This window comes from Kitasatospora sp. NPDC088783 (assembly GCF_044750705.1).
Classification (GTDB): Bacteria; Actinomycetota; Actinomycetes; order Streptomycetales; family Streptomycetaceae; genus Kitasatospora; species Kitasatospora fiedleri.
Genome location: NZ_JBIVKJ010000025.1, coordinates 1 through 17,169 on the forward strand (window position 1 = coordinate 1; position 17,169 = coordinate 17,169).

14 protein-coding genes and 1 rRNA gene are annotated in these 17,169 nt (G+C 76.3%); 11 read left to right on the top strand and 4 right to left on the bottom strand.

All coding sequences use genetic code 11. From position 1 onward, the window contains the following. Together rrf and ACIP60_RS35775 are read left to right on the top strand one after the other, a co-directional pair. Positions 1-92: ribosomal RNA gene (rrf, locus tag ACIP60_RS35770) — 5S ribosomal RNA — on the top strand; the annotation flags it as partial. A gap of 1,621 nt (positions 93-1,713) precedes the next feature. Beyond that, a complete protein-coding gene (locus ACIP60_RS35775) occupies positions 1,714-2,598 on the top strand; it encodes a tetratricopeptide repeat protein (RefSeq protein WP_400693016.1) in 885 nt (294 codons plus the stop codon). A 99-nt stretch (positions 2,599-2,697) separates the two neighbouring features. Here the strand turns inward: ACIP60_RS35775 and ACIP60_RS35780 are convergent, their stop codons facing one another. Further along, positions 2,698-4,053, bottom strand: a complete 1,356-nt coding sequence (locus ACIP60_RS35780) for a DUF1015 family protein (protein WP_400693018.1) — start codon at positions 4,051-4,053, stop codon at positions 2,698-2,700. Positions 4,054-4,158: 105 nt separating this feature from the next. Between ACIP60_RS35780 and ACIP60_RS35785 the strand changes: the two genes are divergently transcribed. Together ACIP60_RS35785 and ACIP60_RS35790 are read left to right on the top strand one after the other, a co-directional pair. Beyond that, positions 4,159-4,722 (top strand): tetratricopeptide repeat protein, encoded by a 564-nt coding sequence (locus ACIP60_RS35785; protein WP_400693021.1) that lies wholly within the window; start codon positions 4,159-4,161, stop codon positions 4,720-4,722. Between the two features lie 74 nt (positions 4,723-4,796). Next, positions 4,797-5,843, top strand: a complete 1,047-nt coding sequence (locus ACIP60_RS35790) for an HAD-IIA family hydrolase (RefSeq protein WP_400693024.1) — start codon at positions 4,797-4,799, stop codon at positions 5,841-5,843. Between the two features lie 99 nt (positions 5,844-5,942). Here the strand turns inward: ACIP60_RS35790 and ACIP60_RS35795 are convergent, their stop codons facing one another. Further along, a complete protein-coding gene (locus ACIP60_RS35795; RefSeq protein ID WP_400693027.1) occupies positions 5,943-6,290 on the bottom strand; it encodes an alkyl sulfatase C-terminal domain-containing protein in 348 nt (115 codons plus the stop codon). 124 nt (positions 6,291-6,414) lie between these two features. On the opposite strand from ACIP60_RS35795, the gene ACIP60_RS35800 reads away from it, so the two are divergent. The 4 genes from ACIP60_RS35800 (at position 6,415) to ACIP60_RS35815 (ending at position 9,524) form a co-directional block, all read left to right on the top strand. Beyond that, complete coding sequence (locus tag ACIP60_RS35800; RefSeq protein WP_400693030.1) at positions 6,415-7,542, top strand: hypothetical protein; 1,128 nt, start codon at positions 6,415-6,417, stop codon at positions 7,540-7,542. Continuing rightward, a complete protein-coding gene (locus tag ACIP60_RS35805) occupies positions 7,535-7,690 on the top strand; it encodes a hypothetical protein (protein WP_400693033.1) in 156 nt (51 codons plus the stop codon). Before ACIP60_RS35800 ends, ACIP60_RS35805 begins: the two co-directional genes overlap by 8 nt. 36 nt (positions 7,691-7,726) lie before the next feature. Further along, a complete protein-coding gene (locus ACIP60_RS35810; RefSeq protein ID WP_400693036.1) occupies positions 7,727-8,533 on the top strand; it encodes a TlyA family RNA methyltransferase in 807 nt (268 codons plus the stop codon). Positions 8,534-8,624: 91 nt separating this feature from the next. Beyond that, complete coding sequence (locus ACIP60_RS35815; protein ID WP_400693038.1) at positions 8,625-9,524, top strand: NAD kinase; 900 nt, start codon at positions 8,625-8,627, stop codon at positions 9,522-9,524. Between the two features lie 43 nt (positions 9,525-9,567). Here the strand turns inward: ACIP60_RS35815 and ACIP60_RS35820 are convergent, their stop codons facing one another. Beyond that, on the bottom strand, positions 9,568-11,040 hold the full coding sequence (locus ACIP60_RS35820; protein ID WP_400693041.1) for a PLP-dependent aminotransferase family protein: 1,473 nt from the start codon (positions 11,038-11,040) through the stop codon (positions 9,568-9,570). A 113-nt stretch (positions 11,041-11,153) separates the two neighbouring features. Here ACIP60_RS35820 and ACIP60_RS35825 point away from each other — a divergent pair, with 113 nt between their 5' ends. From ACIP60_RS35825 to ACIP60_RS35835, 3 genes are all read left to right on the top strand, one after another. After that, complete coding sequence (locus ACIP60_RS35825; RefSeq protein ID WP_400693044.1) at positions 11,154-11,864, top strand: YitT family protein; 711 nt, start codon at positions 11,154-11,156, stop codon at positions 11,862-11,864. A 63-nt stretch (positions 11,865-11,927) separates the two neighbouring features. Next, positions 11,928-13,661, top strand: coding sequence for a DNA repair protein RecN (gene recN, locus ACIP60_RS35830; protein ID WP_400693178.1), 1,734 nt, complete (start codon positions 11,928-11,930; stop codon positions 13,659-13,661). A gap of 124 nt (positions 13,662-13,785) precedes the next feature. Next, the gene (locus ACIP60_RS35835; RefSeq protein WP_400693046.1) at positions 13,786-14,946 is read left to right on the top strand and encodes a glycosyltransferase family 4 protein; all 1,161 of its coding nucleotides are present in this window, start codon (positions 13,786-13,788) and stop codon (positions 14,944-14,946) included. Positions 14,947-14,995: 49 nt separating this feature from the next. Here ACIP60_RS35835 and ACIP60_RS35840 read toward each other — a convergent pair whose 3' ends face one another. Next, positions 14,996-16,924 (bottom strand): glycoside hydrolase family 15 protein, encoded by a 1,929-nt coding sequence (locus ACIP60_RS35840; RefSeq protein ID WP_400693048.1) that lies wholly within the window; start codon positions 16,922-16,924, stop codon positions 14,996-14,998. Between the last annotated feature and the right edge of the window lie 245 nt (positions 16,925-17,169).

A 17,169-nucleotide genomic window follows, 5' to 3' on the forward strand; every position in this document is an offset into this window, starting at 1 on the left:
CGCCCGGTTACATTCCGAACCCGGAAGCTAAGCCTCACAGCGCCGATGGTACTGCAGGGGGGACCCTGTGGGAGAGTAGGACGCCGCCGAACAATTCTTCAATAGGCCGAGGCCCCAGCGATTCGCTGGGGCCTCGGCCTTTTTTGTTGGGCATCGGCCGGACACGTGGACGGCCGGTGGACGGTGGTCGGGCACCCGGACGCGGTGTTCCGCCGGATGCCGGACAATGGACAAGGCGGACGTTCCGGACCCTGGTGGGGTGCGGAGGGCGTCCGGATCTCGCGCTGGTGTCGGTGGATCGGCAGTGGCGCCTCTCGAACTCGCAGTGTGCAGACAGGAGTCACCAGCATGTCGAACCCGCCCCAGGACCGGCCCGAGCGCCGTAACGACGGCGGCCGGGGGTACGAGCCCAGGTCGCGAGGGGGCTGGTCGAACGACCGCGGCCCGCGTCGTGACGACCGTGGCGAAGGCGGTGGCTACCGGGGTCGTGACGACCGCGGTGACCGCGGCGGCGACCGTGGGGGCTTCCGCTCGCGTGACGACCGGCCTTCGTACGGCGGTGGTGGCGGCGGTGGCGGTTACCGCTCCCGTGACGACCGCCCGCAGCAGGGTGGCGGTGACCGTGGCGGCTTCCGCGGCCGCGACGACCGTCCGCAGGGCGGCGGCACCGGCGGTGGCTACCGGGGTCGTGACGACCGTCCCCAGGGCGGTGGCGACCGTGGCGGGTTCCGTCCGCGTGAGGACCGCCCCTCGTACGGGCGTGACCGCGATGACCGTCCCCAGCGCAGTGGCGGCTACGACCGCCCGCAGGGCGGTGACCGTGGCGGCTTCCGCGGCCGGGACGACCGTCCGCAGCGCAGCGGTGGCTACGACCGTCCCCAGGGTGGCGGGTTCCGTCCGCGTGAGGAGCGTTCGTTCGACGACCGCCCGCAGCGCAGTGGCGGCTACGAGCGCCGGGACGAGCGTCCGCAGGGCGGCGGTGACCGTGGCGGCTTCCGTGGCCGGGACGACCGTCCGCAGCGCAGCGGCGGGTACGACCGTCCGCAGGGTGGCGGTGACCGTGGCGGCTTCCGTGGCCGGGACGACCGTCCGCAGCGCAGCGGCGGGTACGACCGTCCGCAGGGTGGCGGTGACCGTGGCGGCTTCCGTCCGCGTGAGGACCGTCCCTCGTACGGGCGTGACCGTGACGACCGTCCCCAGCGCAGCGGTGGCTACGACCGTCCGCAGGGCGGCGGGTTCCGTCCGCGTGAGGAGCGTTCGTTCAATGACCGCCCGCAGCGCAGCGGTGGCTACGAGCGCCGGGACGACCGTCCGCAGGGCGGCGGCACCGGCGGTGGCTACCGGGGTCGTGACGACCGTCCCCAGGGCGGTGGCGACCGTGGTGGGTTCCGTCCGCGTGAGGACCGTCCCTCGTACGGGCGTGACCGTGACGACCGTCCGCAGCGCAGTGGCGGCTACGACCGTCCGCAGGGCGGCGGTGACCGTGGCGGCTTCCGCGGCCGGGACGACCGTCCGCAGCGCAGCGGTGGCTACGACCGTCCGCAGGGCGGCGACCGTGGCGGCTTCCGTGGCCGCGACGACCGTCCGCAGCGCAGCGGCGGGTACGAGCGCCGGGACGACCGGGGCGGGTACCGGGGCGGGCGGGACGACCGTGGTGGGTACCGCGGTGGGCGGGACGAGCGGGGCGGGTACGACGAGCGGCGTCAGGAGCCGGTGAAGCGGCTGCCGATCCCGGACGACGTGACCGGGTACGAGATCGACGCGGACGTCAAGCAGGACCTGAAGAGCCTGCCGAAGACGCTGGCCGAGGACGTGGCGCGCAACCTGGTGATGGTGGCGCGGCTGCTCGACAGCGAGCCGGAGGAGGCCTACAACTACTCGCGGGTCGCGCTGCGGCTGGCTTCGCGGGTGGCGAGCGTGCGCGAGGCGGCCGGGTTCGCCTCGTACATGACGCAGCGGTACGCGGAGGCGCTGACCGAGTTCCGGGCGGCGAAGCGGATGACCGGGCGGGTGGACCTGTGGCCGGTGATGGCGGACTGCGAGCGCGGTCTGGGCCGGCCGGAGCGGGCGCTGGCGATGGCCGGTGAGCCCGAGGTGAAGCAGCTGGACAAGGCCGGTCAGGTCGAGATGCGGCTGGTCGCGGCGGGTGCCCGGGCGGACCTGGAGCAGTTCGACGCGGCCGTCGTGACGCTGCAGAGCCCGGAGCTGGCGTCCTCGGCGATCCACCCGTGGACGGCGCGGCTGCGCTACGGGTACGCGGACGCGCTGATCGCGGCGGGTCGGGCGGACGAGGCCCGGGAGTGGTTCGTGAAGGCCGTGGAGGCGGACACGGACGGGTCGACCAACGCGGCCGAGCGGCTGGCGGAGATCGACGGCGTGGAGTTCACCGACGCGCTGGACGAGGACGCCGAGGGCGAGGACGAGGGCGCGGAGGCCGTGGAGCCGGCGCGCCGTCAGATCGACAAGGACGACGTCGGCGACGACCGGATGATCTTCGAGGACGAGGAGGACGTCGAGGAGTTCTACGACGAGGACGACCTCGAGGTGGACGAGGACTACGACGAGGACTCGTTCGAGGAGCAGCCCAAGCAGGGCTGACCGGCGTGAGGAGAGGCCCCCGTTCCGGGTAGGAGCGGGGGCCTCTTCGCGTTCCGCGCGGAAGGGGCGGCGGCGGGTCGGTGCCGGGTCGGCGGCGGATCAGCCGAGTTCGAGGGAGCGCAGGACCAGTCCGGTGGCCGGTTTGGGGCCGAAGGAGGTGGACTTGCGGGGCATGGTGACGCCCTGTTCGGCGAGGCGGCGCACGACGCGTTCCTCGACGGGGTGGAGCAGGACGGCGGTGCCGCCGGTGCGGGCGGCCTCGCGGACGGCGGCCTCGGCGGAGTGCAGGTAGCCGATGTGCTCGGGGCTGTCGGGGACGTGCCAGGTGCGGTCGAGCAGGACGGCGTGCAGGACGGTGGCGTCCAGGCGGCGCCACTCCTCGGGGCGGTCGGTGCGGACGGTGGCGGCGAGGGTGGCTTCGTCGGGGCCGGTGAGGAGCTGGAAGCGGCCGTCGCCGGCGGTGAGGACGAAGGAGTTGCCGGGGGAGCGGTGGGCCTCGGCGAGGCCGGTGAGGGCGTCGGGGAGGGCGCCGGGCAGCTCGGTGGTGCGCCAGGCGGCCGGGTCGAGGGCGGCGAGCGCGGCATCCGGCGGGAGGCGGTGCAGGACGCGGTGGATGGCGCGGACCCGCAGCGGGTAGCGGTCTGTGTCGACGAGCAGGACCAGGCCGCGGTCCCAGGGGCTGCGCGGCAGGTGGCGGTGTTCGCGCTGGAGCCGCAGGTACATCTCCCAGCGGTGGTGGCCGTCGGCGATCAGGGCGCGGCAGCCGGCCAGGTCGCGGGTGACGGCGGCCAGTTCGGCGGGGTCGGTGACGGCCCACAGGCGGTGGTGGGTGCCGTCGCTGGTGGTGGTGGCGAGCAGCGGCTCGGTGGCGGCGGCGCGTTCGATGACGTCGGCGGCGCTGCCGTGGCCGCGGTAGGTGAGCAGCAGCGGTTCGAGGTTGGCGCGGGTGGTGCGCATCAGGCCGACCCGGTCGGCGACGGGCTTGGGCATGACGTCCTCGTGCGGCAGCACGACGCCGGCTTCGGGGCCGCTGACGGCGAGGGCGCCGATCAGGCCGCGCTGGAGGGTGCCGGAGGGGGTGCGCTGCTCGTAGACGTACAGGGCGGGGCTGGGGTCGGCGGTCAGGACGCCCTGGTGGCGCCAGTCGTTGAGCAGGCGGGCGGCGTGCCGGTAGCGGGTGTCGCGGTCGGGGCGGTCGCCGGCGTCCTCGGGTTCGGGGCGGGGCAGGATCAGGCGGACGATGTTGTGCGGGTCCGCGGTCTCCAGGTCCAGGCGCCGTCCGGGGTCGACCACGTCGTACGGCGGTGAGGTGACCGCGGCCAGGTCGCCGACCCGGTGCGGGTCGTAGCGCAGGCCGCGGAACGGGGACAGGGACAGCCCTGCGGTGGCGACGTGCCCGGGGTCTCCGGGGCCGCCCGAGGGCTCGTTGCCGGTTTCGGCACGAGGGGCGCTCATTCTGGGCATGTTAGTCGGGTAGTCCTTGTTGGGAGATCGCGATGCGGGTGGACGTCCAGGTCATCCGGGACGTGGGCGGGCGGACGGGAAGCGGGGTAGGTGCGGATGGGTCACCGGGAGCACGAGGGCGACGGCGGGGCGGCGGTTCCGGGGGCCGGCGGGAACGGGGTGCCCGGCGGCGGGGTGTACGACTGGTTCCGGCGCGGGGTGCGGCTGTTGGAGGAGCGGCACCCGGCGGCGGCGGTGCAGCTGCTGGCGCGGGCGGCGGAGGCGGAGCCGGGGTCGCGGTCGATCCGGGAGGCGCTGGCGCGGGCCCAGTTCGACGCGGGGCAGTACGCGCGGGCGCTGGAGAGTTTCCGGGCGGTGGCGGAGGCCGATCCGTCGGACGACTACGCGCAGTTCGGGTGGGGGGTGTCGGCGGCCCGGCTGGGCGACTTCGAGGTCTCGGCGGAGCACCTGGCGCTGGCGGTGGCGATGCAGCCGGGCAACCGGCACTACCAGGCGGCGCTGCGGCAGACCAGGGCGACGCTGGCGGCCCGGGCGGGGGCGTACGGGCCGCTGCTGCCGGGAGCGCCCGGGTACCTGGCGCCGCTGGAGGGCCCGGACGGCCCGGACGGCCCGGAGGGTTCGGGCGGCCCGGGGAGGCCGGAGGGCCCGGGTGAGGGCTGACCGGGGTGCGGTGGCGGGCGCGGCCTAGGCTGGCGGGTGTCCGTTCGGTTCGAGGTGACGAGGGTGGAGCAGCGATGACGGAGAACGCCGCGGCGGTGCGGAGCGTGCCGGGGTCCAGTGCGGAGGCGCTGACGGAGGCGTACGACACGGCGCTGCTGGACCTGGACGGGGTGGTGTACGCGGGGCCGCACGCGGTCGTCCACGCCGTGGAGTCGCTGGAGCGGGCCCGGGCGGCCGGGATGCGGCTGGCGTACGTCACCAACAACGCGTCGCGGCCGCCGCGGGCGGTGGCGGAGCACCTGACGGAGCTGGGCGTGCCGGCCGAGCCCGCGGACGTGATCAACTCGGCGCAGGCGGCGGCCCGGCTGGTGTCGGAGAAGGTGCCGGCGGGGTCGCGGGTGCTGGTGATCGGCGGGACGGGGCTGCTGGAGGCGCTGGAGGAGCGCGGGCTGGTGCCGGTGCGCTCGCTGGAGGACGACCCGGCGGCGGTGGTGCAGGGCTACGACCCGTCGGTCGGCTGGAAGGACCTGGCGGAGGCCGCGTACGCGGTGGGCCGGGGCCTGCCGTGGGTGGCCTCGAACACCGACCTGTCGATCCCGACGGCCCGGGGCATCGCGCCGGGCAACGGGACGCTGGTGGCGGCGGTGCAGGCGGCGACCGGCGTGGAGCCGGAGGTGGCGGGCAAGCCGCTGCCGCCGATGCACCGGGAGACGGTGCTGCGGACGGGGGCGAAGCGTCCGCTGGTGGTCGGTGACCGGCTGGACACCGACATCGAGGGCGCGTTCAACGGCGGGGTGGACTCGCTGCTGGTGTTCACCGGCATCGCCACGCCCGAGCAGGTGCTGGCCGCGCCGCCGAAGCACCGCCCGACCTACCTGGCCGAGGACCTGCGGGGCCTGCTGGAGGCGCAGCCGGAGGTGTCGGCGCTGGACGGCGGCCGGTTCGGCTGCGGCGGCTGGACGGCGGGCGCGGACGGCGGCGTGCTGGCGCTGGACGGCACGGGCGGCCGGATCGACGCGGTGCGGGCGCTGTGCGCGGCGGCCTGGACGTGGGCGGACGGGCACGACGGCGCGGCGCCGGAGTCGGCGAAGGCCCTGGCGGGGCTGCCCGCGGCGGACTGACGGGTCCGTGGCCGGGCCGGTTCGGGGTGCGGCCATCCGTTCGGGGGGACGGGTGGCCGGTGCCGGCCGGTCCGTGCCGGTCGGTCGGCGGTGCGTGGGTCAGAGCAGGGTGCGCAGGCGCAGCAGGTCGCGGAGGCTCGCGTCCAGCTTGAGGCGGCCGGTGGCCCAGGCGGTGGGGAAGGGGAGCTTGCCGGCGACCAGGGCGACCAGGTCGTCCCCGGTGGTGGTGAGCTTGATGTCGGCCTTGGTGGCGGGCGGGCCGGGGGCCTCGGTGATGCCGGTGAGCCGCCCGTCGGTGAGGCGGCCGGTGAAGGTCAGGTCGAGGTCGGTGAGGTGGCAGCTGAGGGAGCGGTCGAGGGCGGCGGCCTTGCGGATGTCGCCGCCGGCGGCGGCGAGGTTGTGGCTGAGCTGCTCCAGCGCGGTGCGGCACTCCTCGGTGGTGGCCATGTCTGCGGCTTGCTCCCGTCGGTGGTCGTTCGGCGTTCCACGCTAGCGCAGAGCCGTACGGCGGCGGCCCGGAGAGGGTAGCGTCGGTGGCGGTAGTCGGTGGCGGCGGCGAGGAGGCGGACGGATGCTGCAGGACGCGGTGCGGGGTGTGCGGGGCGTGCTGGTGGTGGCGGCGGAGCTGGCCGAGGAGGCGGGCCGTCGGGTGCTGGACACGGCCGGGGAACTGCTCAAGCCCAGGGGTGAACTGCCCCCCGGGGTCGAGCAGTTGCGGGTGCTCGCCGAGGAGGCGGTGACGGCCGGACGGGCCGGGGTCGACCTGGTGGCCGGGGTGGCCCGGGGCGAGGCGGAACGGGTGTTCGAGAAGGTCGGCGACCAGGTGGTGAAGGTCGGCGTGGTGCTGAGCTTCCTGGAGTCGAAGCTGCGGGAGGTCGAGGAGGAGCCGGTCGCGGCGGAGGAGCCGCCGGAGGAGCCCGAGCCCGAGGAGCCGGTGGCCCCGGTGGTGCGCCCGGCCGCGCGGGCCCAGGGCCTGTTCGACGCGGGCTGGGACGCGGAGCCGGAGACCCCGGCGGAGGACGCGGCGGCGGCCGGGGACCGGAAGGCGGCGGCGCGCAAGGCGGCGGCCCGCAGGCAGGCGGCGGGTTCGGCGTCGGGCGTCAGGAAGGCCGCGGCGCGCCGGGCCCCCGGGGAGGGTGCCGGGACGGCGGACGGCGCACCGGCGGGACCGCGACGGGCTCCGGCGCGGAAGGCGGCGGCCCGCAAGGGGGCGGCTGCGAAGCAGGCGTCGGCGCAGCGCTCGGTGCCGCGCAAGGCGGCCCCGGCGGCTTCGGCGGCTTCGGCGGCTTCGGTGGTCGGGACGCCCGCGGAGGTGGCGGAGAAGGCCGCGGCGAAGAAGACGGCGGTCAAGCGGACGGTCCCGTCCGTCCCGGCGGCCGACGGCGCGTCGGCGCAGGGGGCGTTCCCGAGCGCGCCGCTGCCCGCGAAGAAGGCCCCGGCGAAGCGCGGCGCGGCGAAGAAGGCCGCCCCGGGCGGGACCGCGGTCAACGTGGGCCCGGCGGAGAAGGCCGCTGCGAAGAAGGCCGTGCCGAACGGGACCACCGTGAACGAAGGCGCGGCGGAGAGGACCGCCGCGAGCGAGCGCGCCGCGAAGAAGGCCGCCGCGAAGCGGACCCCCGCGAAGCGGACGCCCCCCGCTCCCGGGCGGCGGGCCGGGACCGGAGCCGGAGCCGGGGGCGAGGGGGCCGGTGGTGAGTGAGGGGGACCGGACGGGGGAGTCCGAGGTGGACGTGGCGCTGGCCCTGCTGGCGGAGTCGGACGGGGCGGGGGCGGAGCGGTGCGTCGAGGTGTACGAAGATGTCCATGCGCGGCTCGCCGCGACCCTCGCGGCGCTGGACCGCGGGTGAGGACCGTCCGATGTGGGAGCTGACGTAGCAGTGGCAGTGGCACGACGCCGTCTGGACGCGGAGCTGGTGCGCCGCAAGCTGGCCCGTTCGCGGGAGCACGCGAGCGAGTTGATCGCGGCGGGCCGGGTGTCGGTGGGCGGCGCGGTGGCGACGAAGCCGGCGACGCAGGTGGAGACCGCGGCGGCGGTGGTGGTCGCGAAGGACGACGCGGACCCGGACTACGTCTCGCGCGGCGGGCACAAGCTGGCGGGCGCCTTCGCGGCGTTCGTGCCGCAGGGCCTGGTGGTCGCGGGCCGGCGGGCGCTGGACGCGGGCGCGTCCACGGGCGGGTTCACGGACGTGCTGCTGCGCGCGGGCGCGGCGCACGTGCTGGCGGTGGACGTCGGCTACGGGCAGCTGGCCTGGTCGTTGCAGAGCGACGGGCGGGTGACGGTGATGGACCGCACCAACGTGCGGGAGCTGACGCCGGAGCTGATCGGCGGGGAACGGGTGGACCTGGTGGTGGGCGACCTGTCGTTCATCTCGCTGGGCCTGGTGCTGCCGGCGCTGGCCCGCTGCGCGGCGCCGGACGCGGACCTGGTGCTGATGGTGAAGCCGCAGTTCGAGATCGGCAAGGAGCGGCTGGGCTCGGGCGGCGTGGTGCGTTCGCCGGAGCTGCGGGCCGAGACGATCCGGCGGGTGGCCGGGCAGGCGTGGGAGTCGGGGCTGGGCGTGCGGGCGGTGGCGGCGTCGCCGCTGCCGGGGCCGTCGGGGAACGTCGAGTACTTCCTGTGGCTGCGCCGGGACGCGGAGCCGCTGGATCCGGCGGCGGCGGACCGGGCCGTGGCCGAGGGGCCCCAGTAGGGTACTTGGCAGGCGTCCGGGCGTTGCGCAGACTGGCAGGTCGTGGCCGGGCCGCAACGGCCCGGCGGGCGTAGGGAGAGGGCAGCGGGGAATGAGCGATCGTCGTACGGTCTTCCTGATCGCGCACACCGGCCGGGAGGCGGCCCTGCGCAGCGTGGAGGGCGTGGTGGACGGCCTGCTGCGGGCGGGGATGCGGATCCGGCTGCTGGAGTCCGAGGCGCCGGACCTGGACCTGCCGGACGGGGTGGAGCTGGTGCCCGGCGGGCACGGCGCGGCGGACGGCTGCGAGCTGATCCTGGTCGCGGGCGGGGACGGCACGTTGCTGCGCGGGGCGGAGCTGGCCCGGGAGTCGGGGCTGCCGATGCTGGGCATCAACCTGGGCCGGGTGGGGTTCCTCGCCGAGGCCGAGCGCGACGACCTGGCGACCGTGGTGGAGCGGGTGGTGGCCGCCGACTACGAGGTCGAGGAGCGGATGACCATCGACGTGCTGGTGCGCACCGACGGGAACGTGCTGCACGAGGACTGGGCGCTGAACGAGGCGTCGGTGGAGAAGGCGTCCCGGGAGCGGATGCTGGAGGTGGTCACCGAGGTGGACGGCCGCCCGGTGTCGAACTTCGGCTGCGACGGGGTGGTGCTGTCCACGCCGACCGGCTCCACGGCGTACGCGTTCTCCGGCGGCGGGCCGGTGGTGTGGCCGGAGGTGGAGGCGCTGCTGATGGTGCCGATCAGCGCGCACGCGCTGTTCGCCCGACCGCTGGTGACCTCGCCGGACTCGGTGCTGGCGGTGGAGGTGCAGCCGCGGACCCCGCACGGGGTGCTGTGGTGCGACGGCCGCCGTTCGGTCGAACTCCCGGCCGGGGCGCGGGTGGAGGTCCGCCGGGGCAAGGTCCCGGTGCGGCTGGCCCGGCTGCACCGGGCCCCGTTCACGGACCGGCTGGTCGCCAAGTTCGCGCTCCCGGTGACGGGTTGGCGCGGCCGGTCGGACAACTGACCGTCCGGGTCGGCGGGTTGACGGGACGTCGGGGGAGGGCGGGTCAGAGCGCGGCGGGGGCCGGGTCGGCGCCGGAGAGGCGCTCGGTGCGGGCCAGCGCGGCGGCCTCGGCGATCCGCCGCAGCGCGTCGGGGACGTGCGCGGCGGGCAGGGTGAGCGGCAGCCGCAGGTGCTCCTCGAACGCGCCGTCGACGCCGAACCGGGCCCCGGAGGCGATCCGGACGCCGGCCCGCTCGCCGGCCCGGGCCAGCGCGGTGGCCGGCAGCCCGGGGGTGGCGGCCCACAGCGCGAGGCCGCCGGGCGGCAGGGCGAAGCGCCAGGCGGGGAAGTGCCGGGGCAGCTCGCGGGCGAACGCCTCGGCGGTGGCCCGCAGCTGCGCGTGCCGCTCGGCCCGGATCGCCGGCAGGTGCTCGGTCAGCAGCCGGGCCGCGACCAGCTGCTCCAGCACGGGCGTACCCAGGTCGTACAGCGCCCGGTCGGCGGCCAGCTTGCGGACCAGGGACGGCTGGGCGCGCAGCCAGCCGATCCGCAGGCCGGGCCAGAGGATCTTGCCGGCCGAGCCGACGGTGATCACCTGGGCGTCCCGGTCGAGCGCGGCCAGCGGGCGGGGCAGGTCGGAGTCGGCGACGCCCCAGCCGAGTTCGGCGCAGGTCTCGTCGGCGATCACGGCGGTGCCGGCGGCCCGGGCGTGGGCCAGCAGGGCGCGGCGCCGCTCCTCGTCGACCAGCGCGCCGGTGGGGTTCTGGAAGTCGGGGATGACGGAGGCCAGCCGGGGCGCGGCGCCGCGCAGCACCCGCTGCCACTGCGCGAGGTCCCAGTCGGCGGGCCCGGCCCCGTCACCGGTCAGCGGGACGGGCACCAGGCGGGCCCCGGCCCGTTCCAGGGCGCGCAGCGTGTTGGCGTAGCTGGGGGCCTCGACGGCGACCCGGTCGCCGCGCGACAGCAGCGCCTGGTGGGCCAGGTGCAGGGCGCTCATCGCGCCGGTGGTGACCAGCACCTGCTCGGGGCCGGTGGGCAGGCCGCGCTCGGTGTAGCGGCGGGCGACGGCCTCGCGCAGCACCGGCAGCCCGGTCGGGTAGTTGCCGTGCCCGGCGGTGTACGCGGGCAGCCGGGCGACGGCGTGCGCGGCGGCCTCGGCGAGCTGCGGCGGGGCGGTGGGCGCGGCCAGGCCCAGGTCGAGGACGCCGCCCTGGTCGGGGGAGACGGGGTGCAGCGCGTCGGCGGGCGGCGCGGTGCCCGCCGGCAGGGCCGTCCAGGAGCCGGCGCCGCGCCGCGAGCGCAGGTAGCCGTCGGCGCGCAGCGCCTCGTACGCGGCGGCCACGGTGGTGCGGGACAGGTGCAGCTCGGCGGCGAGCTCGCGTTCGGCGGGCAGCCGGGTGCCGACCGGGAGGCGGCCGTCGGCGACCAGCCGGGAGACCTGCGCGGCCAGCGCCCGGTAGGCGGGGCGGCGGCCGTCCGGGGCGGGCAGTTGGCGGGCGAGGGCGTGCGGGGTGAGCGTGCTGTGCCACTCGGCCATCGTCGATCAGTCCACTCGGTTCGGATTGGCCCTGTCGGGTCGGGTTTTGGACTGCCCATAGTGGCGTGCAGCGCCGGAGAACGGCAAGCACCGCACCGAGAAGAGGTCCACCGATGGCGGTCTCCCTGACCCTGCCCCCGTCCCGCACCGAATCGTCGCCACCCGCCGACCCGCCCGGCACCGCCCCGACCCGCGGCCCGTCCCACCGCCTGCCCCGCCGGCTCGCCCAGCTCGCCGTCGGCCTGGTGCTGTACGGCGTCTCGATGGGCCTGGTGCTGCGCTCCGCGCTCGGCGGCAACCCGTGGGACGTCTTCCACCAGGGCCTGGCCCGGCACGTCGGGCTGAGCGTGGGCACCTGGGTGACGGTGGTGGGCGCGCTGGTGCTGCTGCTGTGGATACCGCTGCGGCAGAGGCCCGGCATCGGCACCCTCGGCAACGTCGCCGTCCTCGGCGTGGCCATGGACGCCACCCTCTCCCTCGTCCCGCACCCGCACGCCCTCGCCGTGCGCGTCCCGCTGCTGGCCGCCGGCATCGTCCTCAACGGCCTCGCCTCCGGCCTGTACATCGGCGCCCGGCTCGGCCCCGGCCCCCGCGACGGCCTGATGACCGGCCTGCACCGGCGCACCGGCCGCTCCGTCCGGCTGATCCGCACCGGCATCGAGCTGACCGTGCTGGCCGCCGGCGTCCTCCTCGGCGGCACCTTCGGCCTCGGGACCCTCGCCTACGCCCTGGCGATCGGCCCGCTGGTGCAGTTCTTCCTGCCTCGGCTGACCGTCCCCGAGCAGGGCCGGACGGCGCCCGCCGGTGCCGCCACTCAGGGGTGAACCGGGGGCGGTCGTCGCAAAGCGACGGTGGAACCTCGTAAGGTCGTCTCCGTGTTGGACGAGATGCGGATACGGGATCTGGGTGTCATCGACGACGCCGTGGTCGAACTCGCCCCCGGCTTCACCGCCGTCACGGGCGAGACCGGCGCGGGCAAGACCATGGTGGTGACCAGCCTCGGTCTGCTGCTCGGCGGCCGGGCCGATCCGGCGTTGGTGCGCAACGGCTCCGAACGGGCGGTGGTGGAGGGGCGGTTGACGCTCGACCCGGACTCGCCGGTGGTGGCCCGCGCCCTGGAGGCCGGGGCCGAGCTGGACGACGGCGAGCTGCTGGTCAGCCGCACCGTCTCCGCCGAGGGCCGCTCCCGGGCGCACGTCGGCGGCCGCTCGGTGCCCGTCGGGCTGCTCGCCGAGCTCGGCGAGGACCTGATCGCGGTGCACGGCCAGACCGACCAGCAGCGGCTGCTGCGCCCCTCCCGGCAGCGCGGCGCGCTGGACCGGTACGCGGGCGAGGCGGTCGCCGAGCCGCTGGCCCGCTACCGCGAGGTGTACCGGGAGCTGCGCCAGGTCTCCGCGACCCTGGAGGAGCTGACCACCCGGGCCCGGGAGCGCGCCCAGGAGGCCGACCTGCTGCGCTTCGGGCTGGAGGAGATCGCCGCCGCCGAACCGGTCGCCGGGGAGGACGCCGAGCTGGCCGTGGAGGCCGAGCGGCTGGGCCACGCCGACGCGCTCTCCTCCGCCGCCACGCTCGCGCACGCCGCCCTCGCGGGCGACCCGGCCGACCCGGAGGCCGTCGACGCGGGCACCCTGCTGGCCCAGGCCCGCCGCGCCGTCGACGCGGTGCGCCACCACGACGAGCGGCTGGCCGCGCTGGCCGAGCGGCTCGGCGAGTGCGGCTACCTGCTCGCCGACGTGGCCGGCGACCTCGCCGGGTACGCCGACGACCTGGACGCCGACCCGGTCCGGCTGGCCGCCGTCGAGGACCGCCGGGCCGTGCTGACCCACCTGGTGCGCAAGTACGCGGGCACCGAGGGCACCCTGGCCGAGGTGATCGCCTGGGCCGAGACCGGCTCGGTGCGGCTGCTCGAACTCGACGGCGACGACGAGCGGATCGACGAACTCGGCGCGCGGGAGACCGAGTTGCGCACCCGGCTGGCCGACCTGGCGGCCGAGGTCTCGCGGGCCCGGCACGCCGCCGCCGACAAGTTCGCCGCCGCGGTCTCCGACGAGCTCGCCGAACTCGCCATGCCGCACGCCCGGGTGACCTTCGCGATCAGCCAGCTGGACGACCTGGCCGGGATCGAGCTGGAGGGCCGCAGCGTCGCCTACGGCCCGCACGGCGTCGACGAGGTCGAGGTGCTGCTCGCCCCGCACCCCGGGGCCCAGCCCCGCCCGATCGCCAAGGGCGCCTCCGGCGGCGAGCTGTCGCGCGTCATGCTGGCCGTCGAGGTGGTCTTCGCGGGCGCCGACCCCGTCCCCACCTACCTGTTCGACGAGGTCGACGCGGGCGTCGGCGGCAAGGCCGCCGTCGAGATCGGCCGCCGGCTGGCCAAACTCGCCCGCAGCGCGCAGGTCGTGGTGGTCACCCACCTCCCGCAGGTCGCCGCGTTCGCCGACCGGCACCTGGTGGTGGAGAAGACCAACGACGGCGTCGTCACCCGCAGCGGCGTCAAGACGCTCAACGACGAGGAGCGGGTGCGCGAACTCTCCCGGATGCTGGCCGGATTGGAGGACTCCGAACTCGGCCGGGCGCACGCCGAGGAGCTGCTGGAGGCGGCCCGCACGGCCCGCGCCCGCTGACCCGGGGCCGGCCGGCACCGCCGCGGGCGACGCGCCAGCGGCGGTGCCGACTGTCCAAGAGGCGGACCGACCTGGCATGGTGGCGAGCGGACACCAGCTGACAACGAGTCGGAGCGAGACAGACGTGGACCATTCCGCCGCGCGGGCCGCCGCGGCCCCCCAGCTGCACGTGGTGCTCGTCCTCGCCGCCGCGACCGGCGGCATCGGCGCCCACGTGCGCTCCCTCACCCGGGGCCTGGTCGCCCACGGCGTCACCGTCACGGTCTGCGCACCCGAGGGCACCGACCGGCTGTTCGGGTTCTCGGCGGCCGGCGCCCGGCCGCACACCGTCGACATCACCCCGACCTCCGGGGCCCGCAGCGACGCCACCGCGATCGGCGAACTGCGCCGCGCCTTCACCGGCGCCGACATCGTGCACGCCCACGGCCTGCGGGCCGGCCTGCTGTCCGACCTGGCGCTGCGCACCGCCGGCCGCTTCCCCGGCATCCGCCCGGAGACCCCGCTGGTGGTCACCTCGCACCACGCGCTGCTCACCACCGGACTCGACCGCCGCCTCCAGCGCCTGATGGAGCGCCGGGTGGTGCGGGCCGCCGACCTGGTCCTCGGCGCCTCCTCCGACCTGGTCGCCCGGGCCCGCGAACTCGGCGCCACCGACGCCCGGCTGGGCCCGGTCGCCGCCCCGCCGATGCCGCCCGGCACCCTGGACCGGGACGCCGCCCGCAAGGCGCTGCCCGGCGGCGACGACGGCCGCCCCGTGGTGCTGGCGATCGGCCGGCTCGTCCCGCAGAAGTGCTTCGGGCTGCTGCTCGACGCCGCCGGGCACTTCGCCGCGCCCGGCGCCCCCGCCCCGCGCGTCCTGCTGGCCGGGGACGGCCCCGAGCGGCAGGACCTGCGCGAGCGGATCGCCGCCGAGCAGCTGCCCGTCGAGCTGCTCGGCTACCGCACCGACATCCCCGACCTGCTGGCCGCCGCCGACCTGGTGGTGCTCTCCTCCCGCTGGGAGGCCCGCTCGCTGGTCGCCCAGGAGGCCATGCGGGCCGGCGTCCCGGTGGTCGCCACCGCCGTCGGCGGCGTCCCCGAACTGGTCGGCGACGCCGCCGTCCTGGTCCCGTTCGCCGACCCCCGGGCCCTCGCCGCCGCCGTCCGCGACCTGCTCGCCGACCCCGGCCGCCGCGCCGCGCTCTCCTCCGCCGGCCGGGCCCAGGCCGCCACCTGGCCGGACGAGGCGGCCACCGTCGCCCAGGTGCTGTCCATCTACGACGAGCTGGCGCAGCGCCGCCCCTGACCGGCCGTCACCGGCCCGGCCGCCCGTCGACGGCCCGGACGGCGGGCGGTCAGCCGTTGGACAGGTTGAGCCCGCCCGCCGCGGTCAGCCGCAGGGCGGTGTCGATCAGCGGGACGTGGCTGAACGCCTGCGGGAAGTTGCCGACCTGGCGGCGGGCCCGCGGGTCCCACTCCTCGGCGAGCAGGCCCAGGTCGTTGCGGAGCGCCAGCAGCCGTTCGAACAGCTCGCGGGCCTCGCCGACCCGGCCGATCATCGCCAGGTCGTCGGCCAGCCAGAACGAGCAGGCCAGGAACGCGCCCTCGTGCCCGGACAGCCCGTCCACGTTGTTGCCGTCGTCGTCGTGGGTCGGGTAGCGCAGCACGAAGCCGTCCTCGGTGGACAGTTCGCGCTGGATCGCCTCGATGGTGCCGATGACCCGCTTGTCGTCCGGCGGCAGGAAGCCGACCTGCGGGATCAGCAGCAGCGAGGCGTCCAGCTCCTTGCCGCCGTAGTACTGGGTGAAGGTGTTGCGCTGCGGGTCGTAGCCGCGGGCGCACACGTCGGCGTGGATCTCGGCGCGCAGGGCCGTCCAGCGCTCGGTCAGGCCGGGCGGCTGCTCGTCGGCCTGGGCCAGCAGCTTGAGGGTGCGGTCGACGGCGACCCAGGCCATCACCTTGGAGTGCACGAAGTGCCGGCGCGGGCCGCGGACCTCCCAGATGCCCTCGTCCGGGTTGCGCCAGTGGTCCTCCAGGTACTCGATCAGGCGCAGTTGCAGCTGGTGGGCGTGGTCGTGCCGGGACAGGCCGGACATGGTGGCCAGGTGCAGGGCCTCGACCACCTCGCCGTACACGTCGAGCTGGAGCTGCCCGGCGGCGCCGTTGCCGACCCGGACCGGGCGGGAGTCCTCGTAGCCGGGCAGCCAGTCGAGTTCGGACTCGGTGAGCTCGCGCTCCCCGGCGATGCCGTACATGATCTGCAGGTTCTCCGGGTCGCCGGCCACCGCCCGCAGCAGCCACTCGCGCCAGGCCCGGGCCTCCTCGCGGTAGCCGGTGCGCAGCAGCGAGGAGAGGGTGATCGCGGCGTCGCGCAGCCAGGTGTAGCGGTAGTCCCAGTTGCGCTCGCCGCCGAGGTCCTCGGGCAGCGAGGTGGTGGGGGCGGCGACGATGCCGCCGGTGGGGGCGTAGGTGAGCGCCTTGAGGGTGATCAGCGAGCGGACCACGGCCTCCCGGTAGGGGCCCTGGTAGGTGCACTGGTCGACCCAGTCGCGCCAGAACCGCTCGGTGGAGGCCAGCGCGCCCTCGGCGTCCGGCGGGGCGGGGGCCGGCTCGTGCGAGGCCTTCCAGGTCAGGCCGAAGGCGATCCGCTCGCCCGCGGTGACGGTGAAGTCCGCGTACGTGGTCAGGTCGCGCCCGTAGGTCTCGGCCCGGCCGTCCAGCCACACCGAGTCGGGCCCGGCGACGGCGACGGTGCGCTGCCCGACCTCGGGGTGCTCGACCCGGTGCACCCAGGGCACGATCCGGCCGTAGCTGAAGCGCATCCGCACCGCCGAGCGCATCCGGACGGTGCCGGCCAGGCCCTCGACGATCCGGATCATCTGCGGCACGTCGGGCGTGCCGAGCAGGTGGCGGGGCGGCATCAGGTCGATCACCCGGACGGTGCCGTCCTCGGTGTCCCACTCCTGCTCCAGGATCAGCGAGTCGCCCCGGTAGCGGCGCCGGTCGCACGGCACCGCGGGGGCGGCGGCGGTGACCGGCGGGACGCGCAGCTCACCGGAGTCCAGCAGGGCCGAGCGGGGCTCGGGCGCGGCGGGCGGCGGCTCGACCGGGGTGGCCGGGCCGATCCGCCAGAAGCCGTGCTCGTCGGTGCCCAGCAGCCCGGCGAACACCGCGGGGGAGTCGAACCGGGGCAGGCACAGCCAGTCGACCGCGCCGTCCCGGCTGACCAGCGCCGCGGTCTGCATGTCCCCGATCAGCGCGTAGTCCTCGATGCGACCGGCCATGGTTCTCCGTTCCGTGCGGGCCCCGCGGCGGACGGTGCGCACAGGGTCGGGCGAGGATGTCGACGTTTGAGCAGAATACGTGGATTCGGGTGGTTCGGCCGCCCCCACGCGCCCCCACCGCCTGCCCACGCGCGCCGGGGCCCATGCCGGGGGACCCCGTCCGAGCTGCGCCGATGCGCCGTCCGGACGATCCGCGCCGGGCCGCCGCGCCCGGACGCGGACGACCACTCGCCGGGGCACTGATA

Coding starts and splice junctions, on each gene's coding strand:
- ACIP60_RS35840 (WP_400693048.1), bottom strand. CDS start 16,924: ATGGCCGGTCGCATCGAGGACTACGCGCTGATCGGGGACATGCAGACC.
- ACIP60_RS35785 (WP_400693021.1), top strand. CDS start 4,159: ATGGGTCACCGGGAGCACGAGGGCGACGGCGGGGCGGCGGTTCCGGGG.
- ACIP60_RS35795 (WP_400693027.1), bottom strand. CDS start 6,290: ATGGCCACCACCGAGGAGTGCCGCACCGCGCTGGAGCAGCTCAGCCAC.
- ACIP60_RS35820 (WP_400693041.1), bottom strand. CDS start 11,040: ATGGCCGAGTGGCACAGCACGCTCACCCCGCACGCCCTCGCCCGCCAA.
- recN (WP_400693178.1), top strand. CDS start 11,928: ATGCGGATACGGGATCTGGGTGTCATCGACGACGCCGTGGTCGAACTC.
- ACIP60_RS35825 (WP_400693044.1), top strand. CDS start 11,154: ATGGCGGTCTCCCTGACCCTGCCCCCGTCCCGCACCGAATCGTCGCCA.
- ACIP60_RS35790 (WP_400693024.1), top strand. CDS start 4,797: ATGACGGAGAACGCCGCGGCGGTGCGGAGCGTGCCGGGGTCCAGTGCG.
- ACIP60_RS35800 (WP_400693030.1), top strand. CDS start 6,415: ATGCTGCAGGACGCGGTGCGGGGTGTGCGGGGCGTGCTGGTGGTGGCG.
- ACIP60_RS35780 (WP_400693018.1), bottom strand. CDS start 4,053: ATGAGCGCCCCTCGTGCCGAAACCGGCAACGAGCCCTCGGGCGGCCCC.
- ACIP60_RS35815 (WP_400693038.1), top strand. CDS start 8,625: ATGAGCGATCGTCGTACGGTCTTCCTGATCGCGCACACCGGCCGGGAG.